Genomic DNA, 16,146 nt, shown 5'->3' on the forward strand with positions numbered 1-16,146 from the left:
GATGCCAAAAACGAAACAGCTTATTGATTACGCAGGCATCTCCATTGGCGTAACAGAAGGACAGACGATGGCCCGGATTGAAATCACCACACTTGTCCAACGTTTTCGCCAGATTGAAAAAGAGCTTGAGTCCCTTCGGGAAAAGCTAACGGAACTGATTCAGACAACAGTGGAATACGAATATCTGCAAACTGTCCCCGGTCTTGGGGACGCAACGATTATTGATTTACTGTCCGAAATCGGTAGCTTTGCCCATTACAATCATCCACGCCAACTACTTAAACTAGCGGGATTGACACTAAGGGAAAATTCTTCCGGACAGCATAAAGGACAAAAACGTATTTCCAAAAGAGGAAGACGCCAGCTTCGTGCGCTGCTCTTTCGGGTTATGGTGCCGATGATCCGGCATAATGTGGCATTTCGCCAACTGCATGAATATTACACAACCAGACAAGTGAATCCATTACGCAAGAAACAGTCGATTGTAGTTCTCTGTGGAAAACTACTCAAGGTACTGCACGCAATTTGTACGAAACATATGGCTTTTAACACGGAGCAAATGATGAGGGATATTCCCAAGCTCGAAAGAGCTGCTTAAGTACATTCCAAGTGAATGACTAGACAATTGGATGACACGGAGAAGCCGGCATTATTTTAACCATACGACCAATGAGTCCCTATAGGAGCTTCGCCAGCCTCCGCCTTATGACTAGACCGAACGAAGGAATGTGGGTGCTTAGACGCCAAGAGACATGGGAGGGTACGTCATCATAAGCAATGCGGAGATCCATAGTGCATCGTATATTTCACGATCACCGTTTCCAGTATTATCCAACGGTGACCGCGTAGCGCATCAGCGTCTGTTTGAAGATTCGCATATTGTCAAAGCACAGTTAATAAACGTGTCGAAAAAATATTTTTTGACACCCTTACAACGGGTTAAACCGTTGATACATCAACATTTATAGAGGGAGGGGAATGACAATGTTATTTGAAAAGAATGAAGTTAGATGCTTGAATTGTAATGAGCATTTCAGCAAATCTGATGTGGGGGTAATGGAAGAAGGGGATCTGCCGATCTGTGATGAATGCATTTATTCCATGTACAAGATCAATGTGAAATATGACGGCAGTATGGATCTATTAGAGTTTTTGAAAAAAGAAACTCGCAAATGTAGGTGTATGCACTGCTATGAAGGAAGGCTCAAATTAATACGTATCGAGTACGGTAATCCTGTAGATGCGTATGTGATTTGTCGTAATTGCGGAATTGATGAAGAAGTGGAAATACATATTGAGTTTATTTGAATGGATCGGCATTAGGTCGTACAGCTTCTCTTTATATTCCTTCGGGATTCAAAGATTCTGTTGCTATAAGCGGATATCCTAAAGTTATAGTGACGGCCTTGAACTTTACACATAATAAGACGATCACCAAATTCGGTGGTCGTTTTTTATTTGCTTCACATATGATCGTTCATTCTATATAATAAAGAAAAGTAGGGAACGAATGTACGTAAAAAATTAGTTGAGTCAGAAAATCATAGAATTATCTCGGATATGATATATATGACGAAGGATGACTTGATATACAAACGGGGAATTAAAGTTCTACGGCTGGATGAGTCATCTTTTAGGGATTATTATTTAAGAGATTCCCAAAGAACTTTTAAGCTTGAAAATAATTTAGCTCTTGCTCCTATCTTCGTTCACGAGAGAGATGTTGTGTGATGTTGATGCCGGTGGAAGCTTTACAGCAATTTGATAATGCAATTTACTACCATAAGATCGTCGGCTTCTTAGAACGTGATTGGAAAACGTTTGAAGATGGTCGAATCCGCATTAAAAGCTGTTAGAAAAGATCAGCGTGAAAATAACCTATTTATTTATGAAGAAAACACAAAATGCAAGTTCTTAGCGGCGATAATGATGACAAGTTTACAGAATTTACTTTTGTTCATAGTAGCTATCAAGATCAAATGAAGTACTTAAATGCTCGGTTGCAAGATTGAACGGAAGAATTATTAAATGAATATCTACAAAAATAAAAAAAGGCCACTTGCGATGTAGGCAGTCTTTTCGTATTTTAATAGTTTCCCCATTACGGAGCGGTCTTTTTGTAGTATTTTGTCAAAAAAAGGATGTGTAATCTCTCTATTATTATTTCTTTATTTGACTTATGATAAATTTTGAAGGAGAGGATAATATTGAAAAGATTTTCTTTAGTAGCATTGATCTTTTTGTTGGTACTTTCATTATTGCCAGTGCAAAGAGCCGATGCAGCACAATTTACTGATGTACCAGAGCGTCACGGATTTTACAATGAAATCCAATATTTATTGGACAGGGGTGTCATTAATCCAGCAAGCAAGTATGGCGTAGACGAAAAAGTAACACGCGCTGAAGTGGCCGTAATGGTATCAAAAGCAGTTGGGTTAGACGGTACTAAACGTGCTACAAAGTTTAAAGATGTACCCGCAAGTCATAATGCCTCTGGTTATATTGATTCGGCAGTTAAAGCTGGAATTTTATCAGGTTATACAGACGGAACGTTCCGACCAAATGAAATTGTCGATCGTGGACAAATGGCAATTTTCCTAGCAAAAGGATTTAAGTTAACAACTGAATCAAATACGAACTTCAAGGACATGTCGCCGTCAATGGCTTCATACACTTCTGTCAGAAAGATCATTCACGCTAGAATTACCAAAGGTTTTTCCGATAATACTTTTCGCCCGGCAGACAAATTGACACGTGGTCAAATTTCAGCATTTATTGCACGAGGAATGCAACTAGGTAATTCTTCTATTGCGAAAGAAATGAAAGTTCACTTCATTGATGTTGGACAAGGCGATTCTATATTGTTACAGTCTCCAAATGGTAAAAATATGTTAATCGACGGGGGAACTAAATCTGCAGGAACAAAAGTGGTTAACTTCCTAAAGGCTAAAGGAGTTTCCACATTGGATATAGTGGTTGCCACTCATCCGGATGCAGATCATATTGGCGGATTGATTCCGGTACTTCAAAACTTTAAAGTTAATCAATTTATTGATTCCGGAAAAGCACATACTACACAAACCTATATTGAGATGCTTACATTGATTGACGAGAAAAACATTCCATTTAAAGTTGCAAAAACTAGTGATAAAATCGATTTAGACTCGGCGATCTCTGCAACCGTACTACATGCTGATGAGAGTGCGTCAGATACAAATGACGCGTCAATTGTAACTAAAATCATATACGGTTCCGTAAGCTTTTTATTAACAGGCGATGCGGACGCTGCGCTTGAAAGTAAAATCATGTCTCAATACAACGTGAAAAGTACTTATTTAAAAGCGGGACATCATGGTTCTAACACAAGTAGTTCTGCGACGTTTATCAACGAAGTGAAACCGATCGGAACAATCTTGTCATATGGAAAAGACAATTCTTATGGACATCCGCATAGCGACGTGGTGAATAGGCTGAAAGCTGTAAACTCAAAAATTTATTCTACCGCTGTCTCTGGTGACATTACAGTGACTACAAACGGATCCGTACATGGGGTATCCGCGAAACCATGGATTGATCCGACACCGGTTCCTGCGCCAACGCCAACGCCAGCTCCTAAACCGGCACCAGCTCCGAAGCCAGCACCTGCACCAAAGCCACAACCTAATCCAGGTTCGGGGACATATGTGATACCTGGCGCACCTACGTCATTTCAAAATTGCACGGCAATGCGAAAGTATTATCCAAACGGTGTTAAGGTTGGACATCCTGCATATGCATCAAAGCACGATAGAGATAAAGACGGATGGGCGTGTGAGTGATGAAAAAATATACACTGGATCGGATCGATGACGGACTTTATGTGTTTCTGGAATATCCGGACGAGGTCAATCAACTGTTGATCCCGGTTGATGAAGTGAATGTGAATATTGCGCAAGGTGATATTGTGGAAATTAGTAAACCTGAATTTGGGTATGAAATCAAGGTGTTAAAAGAGGAAACGGAAGTTGCGCTTGAAAAAGTAAATAACTTACTTCAGAAATTAAAGAAGAAAAATTTGTAATGAAACAGCCACCAACTCAAATGAGAAGGTGGTTGTTTCATTATTCGAAAAGAAGCATACTGGAATTAAGGCATGTTGGGGTTCCGCTTTAGTCGAATCAAACACCATTTTACTTAATTTGAAGCTAATCAAAACTCCAAAACACTGTATTGAATACGTCATCTTGAACGAAATGATCCACTTTAAATACAACAACCACAGCGACAGCTTCTACAACATGCTCGATGCCCTTATGCCTGACCGGAAAAAAGGAAGGCAATTTTGGACGAAGAGATTGTGAAAGAACTGTAAGCAGCCAAGATAAAACAACCAGATAAACACAACAAAAGGCAGTTCCTATATATATTTGAGTTAGGAGACTGCCTTTTTTGTATGTTTACTTAGTTTAAGGTGGGAATTGGTCAACGAATGCCAATCGTTTATGAATCACAGAAACAACTAAAAGTAACAGAATCGATTTCCAAAAAAGTTTCGATAGGCACCTAAACGTTCTAATTCGGTAAAACGTGGAAAAATTCGACCTCACCTGCCTTACCTGAAAATTATTTCAGAACATGTATGGCAAATAAATAAATAAATAAATAAATAAATAAATAAACATAGTCGTACTTCGATCAAAATCAGAAACTACGATTATTGTGTGAAACACAACAAAAAATTATGTTTATTTTTTATAGTTTAGGCTTACCAAGTTGAGCACACACAATGGGTTACTAGATACCTACCAATTCACATATAGCCAAGTTATTTTTATTAAAAGCCTATGTACAAAGACAAAATTAGCGTCAAAATAAGAAATAAAAAGTTAAGTTCAAAGAAATTATTCACCAGATAAGGTGGTATTTACCTAATATAGATTATATAATTAATTAAAAGGTAGGAGGGGGACAAAAAAGTGACTATTGATCTATCATTTTTAACGAGCGGAACAAAAAAGAATTATATAACTTTGAACGGAATTAAAAGAAAACAATTTAACCAAGAAGTGATCACGGTTCAATGTAAAGTTAACGATATATTGAAGTTTTTAGAAATAGATAGAAGGGTACAAAGAGAACTTGACGAGAATAAAGTAGCAAGTATAGGACAGTACATCCAATACGGACTTGACGGAAATGACATATATTTTTCCCCATTAATTTTTTCAGCGAGAGGAAAGGGAGAATATAATGATGTGAGACATGAATATAAATTAAATATGGATGAAAGACTTGTTATTTTAGATGGACAACATAGAATAAAGGCATTCGAATATTTGAAAAAAAGAATTGAAGCAAGCGGTGGCAAAGATGAAATCTATCAATCACTTTTAAACTTTCCTATGACTATACAGATATTTGCTGACTTAAGTTTGGAACAGGAAAGGCAATTATTTACGGATATCAATACTAAATCATCTCAAGTTAATAATACATTGTTAGTAATGTACAAGAAAGATGATTTGTTTGGAAAGCTAGTTCAAGATGTGGTAGAAAATTTACCGCAAGAAGATTTAATCGAGTGTAGAGCAAAAACAACTAGAACAAAGTTAATGACAGCATCAACTTTATATTCGGTAGCGAAAGCTGTGAATAGCGGGGTATATAGCCGTCGAAGTAGAGTAGATATAAACACTCAAAATTATCATTTATTCAAAAGAAGAACGGAAAGCTTTATTTCACTATTAAGAAAATATGCACCACTCGATGCCCTTAATAGAGATAAATATATTATTATGAGTTCTAACATTATAGTTGCTATTGCTAAATTTATTTATGAAGCTCAAAAGAAATATCCGGAAGTGGGAATGGAAGATTTATTTAAAAACATAGTTTCAAAGGTTGATTGGTCTCATAAAAATGATGAATTTAAGGCACTCTCTGCCAAATACAATAAAAGAACGAAAAAGTACAATTTTGGCTCAACTGGTAGAACTGTAAGAGACTTCTCGGAATTTTTGGTCGGAAAATTCGAAGGGTTAAGGGGGGAATCTTATGTCTGATATAACTGCTATAGGCACTATAGATACTTTAGTTAATAAAAGAGACAAAGGTTTAATGTCAACTCAACTTAAGATAAAAGATATCCTAGAGATCTATTCTATAGATAGAGAAGTAAATAGGGATTTAGGATATCATCGGTTGCCTAAATTAGTAAAATACTTAGATTCCATTGACAGTTCTATAGGGATATTCTTTCCCTCCATTGTCTTATCGTTTAGGGGCGATCCAAGTTCATACTATGATATGGAAACATCAACTTTAACAATTCCGTCAAATCAAAGGCTAATCGTTATAGACGGACAGCATCGAATCAAGGGGATAGAGAGCTTTTTAACTAAGTCCAATATAGATACTCTGAAAAAGGAAAATATTTTGAACAGCTACTTAACAGTGCAGGTTTACTTTGGTTTGTCTGAAGAAGATGAAAAGAAGCTTTTCACTGATATTAATACTAATGCAAAAAGAGTTTCAAGATCCTTAGTTACCAATTTTGATACAAGAGACATTTACAATATATTAGTAAGAGAGTTGTTTCATAGCTCTACTTCTTTACAGGTAGCTAAAGTTGAATTTAATAAGAGTCGTATTGTCCGACCAAATAACGATACATTTATTACTAGTGTGAGGCTCAAAAGATTTATTAATTTGATTATTTTTGGGAAAGAGTCACCTAGCCAAAAAAATGAAAGACAAATTAAAGAGCAATATGACGAAATTTTCTCATTCTTAAACAAGCTCTTTGATACTTTATTTTTGGTTTTTCCAGCGAGCCCAGGGAATGTATTAAGCTCTGTGTTAGGGCATGAACCTTTGCAAAATGCTATAGCCCTATATATACACGAAGCAATAATCATCGAGAATGAGAACGAGGTCAAGTGGTTAGAAACATGGGAAGAAGAGGTCGAGCAGCTGAGTAATATAAACTGGTCAGTGAAAAATAGAGATTGGCATCCATATATGATGACAGGTAGAAAAAATAGTCAATATGAATACCAATCATTTATAGAAACAAGTACATTAGATCTTAAAGATATTATCGTAAAAAGGTTGTCTTAGTAATAATAAAAATAAGAAAAATCCTGCTGTGTTTTGCAAGGACAAGGTGCGAAGAATTGTAGGAGTGACTGCCACCAATCACCGTGCACCGCAGTTCTTAAAACATTAATATATCAACGTTTTAAGGCTCTTTTTACTTCGGTGGAAAGGGTCTTTTTTTACCAATGTTTTCAAGAAAAGGTTTAATTGTTTATGGTGTTTTAATTAACGAGGTTCCCTTGTCCGTTTATTGAAAATCAAGGGCCTCCTTTTGCTTACAATGGTGGAGGTCTAAAAACATATTAACAACTGTGAAAATACTTCATGAATTGAAAATACTATTAGGGAATTGACTGGAATGAAAGAAAATATTGATATTAATGACTAACTGGAAAGTAAATAAAGGGGAGCATTTTAATGAAGAATATGAAGATTATATTTGAAAAGATTGAAAGAAAAGATTATATATATTGGATATGCATCCTTCTATTTCTCTTGATCTTAAGTTGGTCAGTAAGGATTAATTCAACCTCTGAATTACTCGATAGGATATCCTTTGGAGTGGGGTTAAGCTCCTTATTCCTGGCAGTAATAGCTATATTTTATTCCATAGTAAAAGGAGAGCAAACTTCCCAACAATCAACTATAGCCCAACAAACCCTTCGTGAGATAGGTGGAAGTATTAATGAAATTAATGAAATAAAAAAAGATATAAGAAAAAGTGTTAATGAGATTAATCAAATAAAAAATGAAATCAAAGATACACGTTCTTCCATGGATAGTAGTTTTAACAATGTGTTTAAAATGCTTTATAAATTCGAGGATGCACTAGCAAACGATACTAGTAATCCTGACATTACTTCAGAGGTTATGGATTCATTAAAAACGGCAGCATTCTCGGGGGATTCGAAAAGTAATATTGTAAATGAAGTCTATTATGATGCAAGGTTCAAGTCTATCAATAAAACTTTTCCGGATTTTACGCTTTCTAAAATGGCAGAAACAGTTGCAAAACAATTGGGCTTACGGTTAGTTAGCTTTTACACCGGGAATAGTGGTTTAATATACGTAGCATTTTCCGGTCCTGACAACATTGACTTTGAAGAAGAATTCTTGAAAAGTGATGCAGATTTTTCAAGAGATTTACAATTAGTTAAAGTTGAAAAGGTAGTAGTGAATTAATATTATTTGTGGGAGGCTTTTGGCAGAAAATAGTAAATGGTTCCTATGTGATATACATTTATAACAATTTAATCCGTTGTATGAATATCCGTAAAATGGTTAATAAATGTGATCATTACAATTTTTTATGCAATTGTAGTGTCTTGTCCGAATAGTTTCTTATACAGGTACCATTTTTTAAGTTGTGGAGGAGGTCAACATGAAAAAACTATTTATATTATTAATGGCTGCTATGTTATTAGTTGCCTGTGCCGATGACACAAAAGAGCCGGCTGTTGTCGAAGATGATGCGGCAGTCAAGGAAGAAGCGCCTGAGCAGGAGGAAGTGAAGGAAGAAGAACCTGTAGCGGATGAAACGCCTGTTAAGGAAGAACCTAAAGAGGAACCAGTTGCAGAAGAACCTACCAAGGAAGAATCGCAAGGTATGACAGTTGAAGAGGCTACTGAACTTATTGAATACACAGGCGTAGGTAAAGACGATAAGTTGAATGGAGTTTCTGTCGGAAATGGAGAAATCAAAGCTGTTATTGAAATGGCTCCAGACAATATGTTTTCTGCAGAAGATATAGCTGTCAATAGATACAGCCAATTATCGGATGAATTGTTAGATCATGAAGGTTGGGAGACGTTGACGATCGAATTTGTTGGTGTCGGTACGATCAGCATGAATAGATCGGAAAAAGAAACGAACGAGTATGGCGATTACTTCCCGACTTTGGAAATAGAAAATCGTTTAAAATAAATTCTAATTATCCTATTGCAGTCAAGTAAACACTCTCTAGCCTGGGAGTGTTTTTTGTACTTAAAAATAATTGTGAATGGTGCCTGTGTAATATACACTTATAACAATTCACCCCTTATAAATAACGTTAAAGACCCCCCACAATTATTGCGTACTTGTAAAAAATACTAAACCATTTACCATAAGCAACCACGTTGCGATAGATAGGCATAGAGGAAGAAATTGATGACATACCCGAAAACCCCAAGATGTTTGGTCAATTGAATAGGTATATATTGAAAGGTGAGCGTAGTATATGGCTTATATGAATACCTGTTATGGCTGCTCAGAAAAGTTTGAGGTCAAACAACCATCAAATCAAGATCCGGAAAATAAAAAAAGATTTATAAAATATTGTTCTAAAGAATGCAGGTCTGCAGCGCAGTCGAAAAATACAGCTAGTAGAAATAAGAATCGACCGAAGAAAGAAACCGTGGAATATATCAATACATGCTATCTTTGTGAAAATAAATTCCCGGTAACTCAGAAAAAGCAGCACAATCCAAAAGACGTAAAACATTTCAAGAAGTTTTGCAGCCCTGAGTGTCTGGCACGTTTCCGCTCAATCAACACAAAACGTAATTTTGAATTAGGGCGGTACGAGGGACAGGGGAACCGCATCAAGGAAACCTATTCTAAAAAGCGGGAAGAGCGAACTGGAATGACACTGAATGAAGTGATTGCGCTATATGTAGAAACGGACATCTCGATCAATCAATTGGCTGTAAAGTCGGGGTATACGAGAGAAATGATCTCGATGGAGCTGGAGAAAAGGGGAGTCGAAAAGGATAATCATCTCAGAGAAATACAAGATCGGATTGAATTGGCGATCGCTGAATATCAAGGGGATCAAAGCATCACTATAACCGATCTTGAAGAAAAGCATGATGTGAGCAGAGTCACTTTGTCTAAGCACTTAAAACAACAAGGTGTAGAAATCCGCAATCCTCTACAGAAACATGCTTATGATGAAAATTATTTTGAATCTATTGACACGGAAGAAAAAGCTTATTGGCTTGGATTCCTAGCAGCAGACGGGTGTGTGGTTGAAGGAAAGACCTCCAAAACTGTAGAGCTAGGTCTATCTGCAATAGATAAGGATCATGTAGAAAAATTTGTTGCTGCCATTGGTGGGGAAAATACAATGGTTAAAGAACGCATTGCTAAGAGCAAAGGGAAAGCGTATCCTTCTGTTCGTGTCACAGTATCCTGCACTAAAATGGCCAATGACTTAATCGAAAAAGATATTACTCCGAGGAAATCGCATACGCTTCAATTTTCGACTTTCTTGCCGGAAGACCTCATGCGCCATTACATGAGAGGGTATTTTGATGGTGATGGGGGAGTTCATGTCAGAAATGAAACGACGATCAGCATCAACATGGTGGGTAATGAGCAATTCCTTTTAGACTACATGCAAAAACTTGACGACTTGCTTGGAATTCCGATCCGCAAACTGTATAGCAAACAAGATTCAACTGTTAAAACCATCTATTATTATGGCCAAGATGCAAAAGCCATACTAAATTTCTTCTATCAGGATGCCGCTATTTACTTGAATCGGAAGCAGCATAAGTACTATCAAGCGCTTGAATTGCTAAAGGCAAAAGAAGAGGGGGAGAGTGCACAGCCCCGGCTTTTTTAAATAAAATAGAAGTCGGTAAACGATTTTCTTCCTATTATAGTGGATAGAATTAGTGTTGTGTGCCTGTGCGAGAAACTATTCTGTCAATACACTACAATTGCAGAGGCGAAAATGAAATGTCGTATATAACGCTATTGACAATGATTTTTTTAATGTGTTTTCATGCGTGTTTTTGAATTGTTATAAATGAGCGGCACACAGGCACCTTAAATTAAATTAAGTCAGGAGTTTTTAATATGCAAAAAGAATGTAGAAATTCAGTAAACAAAAAAGCGCATACATCCGTTTACACAGTAAAAGAATCATCGGAGCTACTACCCTTCTTATTGAAAATGATGGCGGGTAGTGGGCGTAATGCGGTGAAATCTATATTGACACGTGGGCAAGTGACTGTAGATGGGAAAATGGTGAAACAACATAATCATCTACTTCAGCCTGGACAAGCCGTTGAAATTGTTAAAAATCAAGTAGCTATAAAAGGCAACACGCTAGTTGGTGTCAGTATTTTACATGAAGATGATGACATTATTGTTATCAATAAAGACGCAGGTTTGCTGTCCGTCGCATCAAAAAATGAAAAGGAACTGACGGCGTATCGCCAAGTACGGGATTACGTCAGCAATGGCAATCCGAATAAGCGGATATTTATTGTGCATCGTCTTGATAGGGATACGTCTGGCATTATGCTGTTTGCCAAAAGTGAAGAAGTGAAGGAAGCCCTCCAGGCCAATTGGAATAAAGTAGTGAAGGAGCGCGTCTATATCGCGCTTGTCGAAGGTACCGTGCGCAAAAAGGCAGGCAAGATTGCATCATGGTTGAAGGATAGTAAAACGTTTAAAGTCTATTCAAATCCAACAGACAACGGTGGACAGCATGCCGTAACGCATTACAAAACACTACAAGCTAATAAGCAATTCAGCTTATTAGAAGTGGAGCTTGAAACAGGTCGTAAAAATCAAATCCGTGTCCATATGGAAGACCTCGGACATCCAGTTGTGGGGGATAAGCGATATGGAGCAACAGGCAATCCCATTAAACGGCTAGGCCTTCATGCTACTCGTTTAGTGCTGACACACCCAGGAACGGGAGAGCTCGTGCGTTTCGAAGCCGATGCGCCAAAGATATTTTACGCGAAATCAAAATAAAGTATGAGGTGCCCACTAGTGTTGCATAGGTTCCTATATAATCTATAAAAGTAAACTTTTTCCATCCCCGTGAAACAAAAAAGAGACTCTGCCACAATTCACTTAAATTTTTGGGGGAAATCTTAGTTCTTCTTTAAATAATGTTCTTTGTTTATCGAGTCTACAATGGCAACGTCTTCACCATATCGAATGCAACGCTAGTGGGTAACAATTCCGAGTTTTGTTAATTAATCAATCATACATACAACCCTGCTAGAAAAATCCCTAACGCCTCTTGATAGATTTCATCAAACTGGTTTAATGGAAGCGGATTGGTTCCTGAACCAAGTTCAACTGTGAATCCAGGTCTCCGCCATTCCTGAATAAACCAATCCTTATATCCAGCGTAGCTTTCAATTGTTTGAACTGGTTCGTATCCGCTGACCCTACTGAACTCGTTCACAAGAACCTTAGACTCAGGGGGTTCAAGGTTCTCGTACCCCCAATAAATGACTTCTCCCTGTGTATGAAAAGCGAGTACTCTTGCAAAATCCCGTCTTCTTGTCAGATCCGCCATCGCAATTGCCTCAGGTTCGGACAAAGGCCTTTCACCTCCGTAATCTCTTGGACCCGGATTCTTCGGATTACGGGCTCTTTCCAAATCCCAATTTGCAGGGAATTGATCATTCAGATCCACACCCCTTATATTAGCTTTCCACCCCGAAAAGTCCAAGCTACCCTTATTCCATTCAACAACTCTGCTTCGCCATGGTTCATTTGCAGGCGGACCCTTTAGCACCAAATTTACTCCGTCTGGGTTAACCATCGGAACAATGGATAATGTCGTTTGCTGGTACAAAGGGAATGTGGAAAGACCGCGGATCGGAGTTTGGTTCGTTACGGAAAGCAAATAATCATTTAGAAAGGTCAAAACGATAGGGGTCGTAATCCATTCATTTGCATGAAATGAACCATTATAATGAACTCGTTTCGTTCCACGACCCACCACAATTTCTGGTATTTCTCGTTTTAAAACGGAATTTCCGATAGGAGAGGTTTGCAAAAATGGATAAACGGCTAGCAACCTTCTAATATCATTCATCATGATGTCGTAATCATAATTTCGTTTCCCGTTTATAAGTCTCCAGGTGATCCTTTGGGGAATTTTAATCGTCTGTCCAACTTGCAGGCGATTTGGGTCAAGATTAGGATTGACAAGAAGAAGTGTATACAAAGGAAGATTTCGTCTTTGGGCAATCAACCAGAAAGAGTCTCCTGCTTGAATTTTATAATTGACAGCAACGAATCCAGGTATTTGAATTCGTTGACCTACCGTAAGTACTTGTGGGTTGATGTTTCGGTTGGAATCGATAATCAATTGAAGGGGTATCTTGAACAGCCGGCTGAAATTCCAAAGCGAATCTCCAGGTCTCACAAATATGTCCATGTCGTTCCTCCTCATCGTTGCAAATACTTAGTAATCATTCATACTGGGACATCATTTATATATATGACGGATTAGCAGCAGTTCCCACTGTGAAGTAGAAATAAAACAAACTGAAATTATTAAGAGTGGTGGGGTGAAAACGACCAAGCCCTATCAACTAAACCACATAATATAAAAAGTAAGAGTAGTACTCAATACCGTAGTACTGCCAAAAGTAGAATGGAAAGAAGGAATACAAATGAATGAATCAGCCCTGCCTCAGTTAAGCCCACCTTGGGTTACTTATTTTAATGAATTGAAAAATTCAATTGATAATGACCCTTTAGTCTCAGTCGTTCAGTTAATTGGACTACCCCATGATGCTGGATATCTAATCCCTATCATTGTCCAGGAGCGAAAAAAAGCTCGGGCGTTGGCCACTATTTTAGAACTTGAAAAAAATTTTGGAAATGTACCCGTTTATGTGGCGGTGATTTATGATGGGGCGGTTGTCGACCCGTTGGAAGAAAGTGGGCTTACTCCACAAAGAATTGTGAAAGTATTTGAAGAGGCATTCAATACAAATCGCTATTTTGAATTTGCTGTAGTGGAACGTTTTACACCAGGAACAGAAGCTGTTTATCCAGTATTTTCAAAGCGTGTCATCCAATTTTTTAATGACGATCTATCTGATCTCTACAATAACTTTAATGCGGTAGCAGCTTCTGTGTTTAAAGATGTATTACGAGAAGAAATTAATGACATTATCATTAATCCATCAACAGCAGAAAAAAACAGTCAATAACGTGACTATTAAGATTGCTAGGGTGTTAATTGAGTGAAAGGTACCTGTGTAAAACAGTATTCAGATAATACACTACAATTGTATGGGTGAAAATAAAATGTCGTCTGTAACACTATTGGGTGATTTTTTAAATACGCCGCGCACAGGTACCTTAAATCAAAAGAGAAGTCAACCGAAAGATCGCTAGGGTTGACTTCTCTTTTTTCAATATGCGGTTGTAGTGAATTTACTAAATAGTTTTTCATGTACCTAACACGCTAAGGATCCCTGTTGGGGAGCCCTTTCCTCGCAGGGGATTTTTCAAATCTTGTGAACGGTACCTAAGTAAAATAATTGTATGATAATTCAATTAAACGTATGAACATACAACCCAAGAATCTACAAAGCTTACAACAAACGGTTTCTTGTTTTGGCGTATGCAATTATAGGGTATTGTCAAAGTAGTTTCCATAAAAGGAAACTACCATCCAAATTGAAAAAAAATTGGATAACACAAATCTATTTATTTCTGTTAACATATCCAAGTGGTTAGTTTTAACTCAGTTTCAACTCAGCTTTAACTCAGCAATACATTCTATTTTACTTGGAGATGAAACATATGGTTAATAATGGCGTTACTACTAGTGGATCAAATGGTCGAGCCTACTTGATCCTCATCATTGGTATTATCTTTCTTGCATTTACTGCCCCTTGGGTAAAACAATCGAATTTCGACCCGGCAACATCTGTTATCCTTCGTTGTTCGATAGGCGCATTGGCTCTACTCCCGTTTGCCATTCGGGAAGCAAAAAAACTGGGTGCCCTCAATAAAAAAGGGGTCATTCTTTCCATTGTCGCGGGTCTGTTTCTTGGCATTGACTTTACGGCTTGGAATTATTCCATCTATTACGTCGGGTCGGGTATCGCCTCGATTTTACTAAATCTACAAATTATCATTTTACCTGCACTTGCATTTATTATCGATAAAGAAAGGGTGCCAAAAAGTTTCTTCATTATTGCACCCATTATGATACTAGGCGTTGTTTTGTCTGGCGGTATCATTGGCGGCGGTGGTGCGTCGGAAGGTCCGACTACCATTCACGGGATGAATATTGCCGTTCTTGGGACAATTGAAGGTAGTATATCCGGTATCTGCTACGGGATCTACCTCTATACTAGCCGAAAAGCGACTAAAGTCAATAAGGGACAGTTCATCCAGCCAATGCTTTGGGCGAGTCTTGCCCAGCTAGTCGCTCCAGCAGTTGTCATGTTGTTCTTCTCTCACCGTGGCTTTGATCTGACGCACGGCATGATGGTCAACGGCGCGCTTCCATTGAATCCGGAAACCACGCTCGGTGATCCGATTACTGCCATGAACTGGTTCTGGATGATTGTGTTAGCGGTAGCGGGACAAGCAATGGCATGGACATTCGTTCAATACGGTTCCGTTCGATTGAATTCCACAATCGTTGCTGGACTCTTGTTGCTTAGTCCGATTTCTACCGTCGCGATCATTGCCGTCCTTCTTTTCGGCGAGATCCCATCATTTATTCAAGTCCTTGGTATTATCGTCGTCCTTGGGGCGGTTGCTTACCAAAATGGACTCTTGAATAAACTGAGAGGTGTTAAGTCTTCAACATAATATTGAGCGTTCAGTAGTTAAAACTAACCTCAATGTAAATCAAAAAATGTCCACCTTTTAACCGGGTGGGCATTTTTTGCGACTAGTGAAAAGTAGTTTTTTACACAGGCACCATTTTCACTCTGATGTAACAGGAGAATTATTTTTAACCACCGGAATGAATTATGCCTGGGAGAAGACGAATCCTACGAGAGATGAAGTGTTGGCTGAGTGGAAAGCAAATAGGGATTCCTATCTTTTTTATGTTTATTTATATGTAAATCCTGGACAGTTTACACCGTCTGTTACGGCAAAACGAAATGAAGTTTTTAGACGTGAACTACCGCTTGCGCTACAGGCAATCAGGTACGGAGATCGGGCTTTTTTTGAAGCGCATCCTCAGTTGGAGCAGGCGCCCATCATCGTTACCTTTATATCCGCTGATCCACAGTTTGCAAGACAGGAATATTGGGGGACTTTCCAGTCTATTACCAGTTCCTCCTAAA

Annotated in this window: 16 protein-coding genes; 15 read left to right on the forward strand and 1 reads right to left on the reverse strand. The window is 38.1% G+C overall.

From position 1 onward, the window contains the following. The 12 genes from AU377_RS02985 to AU377_RS03030 form a co-directional block, all read left to right on the forward strand. The coding region (locus AU377_RS02985) for a transposase (RefSeq protein ID WP_156450364.1) at positions 1–598 on the forward strand (598 nt) is incomplete at its 5' end. A 386-nt stretch (positions 599–984) separates the two neighbouring features. Continuing rightward, entirely contained in the window at positions 985–1,308 is a 324-nt protein-coding gene (locus AU377_RS02990) for a hypothetical protein (protein ID WP_067403972.1), read from the forward strand. Positions 1,309–1,727: 419 nt separating this feature from the next. After that, entirely contained in the window at positions 1,728–1,856 is a 129-nt protein-coding gene (locus AU377_RS15820) for a hypothetical protein (protein ID WP_256381688.1), read from the forward strand. A gap of 351 nt (positions 1,857–2,207) precedes the next feature. Beyond that, complete coding sequence (locus AU377_RS02995) at positions 2,208–3,818, forward strand: S-layer homology domain-containing protein (protein ID WP_305809676.1); 1,611 nt, start codon at positions 2,208–2,210, stop codon at positions 3,816–3,818. Continuing rightward, entirely contained in the window at positions 3,818–4,060 is a 243-nt protein-coding gene (locus tag AU377_RS03000) for a DUF3006 family protein (RefSeq protein WP_067403978.1), read from the forward strand. The genes AU377_RS02995 and AU377_RS03000 overlap by 1 nt, the downstream gene beginning before the upstream one ends. Before the next feature lie 28 nt (positions 4,061–4,088). Next, on the forward strand, positions 4,089–4,340 hold the full coding sequence (locus AU377_RS15205; protein ID WP_253724367.1) for a YgjP-like metallopeptidase domain-containing protein: 252 nt from the start codon (positions 4,089–4,091) through the stop codon (positions 4,338–4,340). A 615-nt stretch (positions 4,341–4,955) separates the two neighbouring features. Further along, positions 4,956–6,041 (forward strand): DNA sulfur modification protein DndB, encoded by a 1,086-nt coding sequence (locus AU377_RS03005; RefSeq protein WP_156450365.1) that lies wholly within the window; start codon positions 4,956–4,958, stop codon positions 6,039–6,041. Further along, complete coding sequence (locus AU377_RS03010; RefSeq protein ID WP_067403981.1) at positions 6,034–7,098, forward strand: DNA sulfur modification protein DndB; 1,065 nt, start codon at positions 6,034–6,036, stop codon at positions 7,096–7,098. Before AU377_RS03005 ends, AU377_RS03010 begins: the two co-directional genes overlap by 8 nt. 396 nt (positions 7,099–7,494) lie before the next feature. Then, complete coding sequence (locus tag AU377_RS03015; RefSeq protein ID WP_067403986.1) at positions 7,495–8,259, forward strand: hypothetical protein; 765 nt, start codon at positions 7,495–7,497, stop codon at positions 8,257–8,259. 199 nt (positions 8,260–8,458) lie between these two features. After that, a complete protein-coding gene (locus tag AU377_RS03020) occupies positions 8,459–9,001 on the forward strand; it encodes a hypothetical protein (RefSeq protein ID WP_067403993.1) in 543 nt (180 codons plus the stop codon). Between the two features lie 295 nt (positions 9,002–9,296). After that, a complete protein-coding gene (locus AU377_RS03025) occupies positions 9,297–10,685 on the forward strand; it encodes an LAGLIDADG family homing endonuclease (RefSeq protein WP_067404002.1) in 1,389 nt (462 codons plus the stop codon). A 236-nt stretch (positions 10,686–10,921) separates the two neighbouring features. Further along, complete coding sequence (locus AU377_RS03030) at positions 10,922–11,830, forward strand: RluA family pseudouridine synthase (RefSeq protein WP_067404004.1); 909 nt, start codon at positions 10,922–10,924, stop codon at positions 11,828–11,830. A gap of 235 nt (positions 11,831–12,065) precedes the next feature. Here the strand turns inward: AU377_RS03030 and AU377_RS03035 are convergent, their stop codons facing one another. Beyond that, complete coding sequence (locus tag AU377_RS03035) at positions 12,066–13,256, reverse strand: M14 family metallopeptidase (RefSeq protein ID WP_067404006.1); 1,191 nt, start codon at positions 13,254–13,256, stop codon at positions 12,066–12,068. Between the two features lie 238 nt (positions 13,257–13,494). Here AU377_RS03035 and AU377_RS03040 point away from each other — a divergent pair, with 238 nt between their 5' ends. The 3 genes from AU377_RS03040 to AU377_RS03050 all read left to right on the forward strand — a co-directional run bounded on the left by AU377_RS03040 (position 13,495) and on the right by AU377_RS03050 (position 16,145). After that, a complete protein-coding gene (locus tag AU377_RS03040; RefSeq protein ID WP_082731903.1) occupies positions 13,495–14,040 on the forward strand; it encodes a hypothetical protein in 546 nt (181 codons plus the stop codon). A 598-nt stretch (positions 14,041–14,638) separates the two neighbouring features. Next, positions 14,639–15,661 (forward strand): DMT family transporter, encoded by a 1,023-nt coding sequence (locus AU377_RS03045; protein WP_067404010.1) that lies wholly within the window; start codon positions 14,639–14,641, stop codon positions 15,659–15,661. An 85-nt stretch (positions 15,662–15,746) separates the two neighbouring features. Then, complete coding sequence (locus AU377_RS03050; RefSeq protein WP_253724370.1) at positions 15,747–16,145, forward strand: staygreen family protein; 399 nt, start codon at positions 15,747–15,749, stop codon at positions 16,143–16,145. Position 16,146 lies beyond the last annotated feature (1 nt).

Source organism: Sporosarcina sp. HYO08 (assembly GCF_001563475.1).
In the GTDB taxonomy this organism is placed as follows: domain Bacteria; phylum Bacillota; class Bacilli; order Bacillales_A; family Planococcaceae; genus Sporosarcina.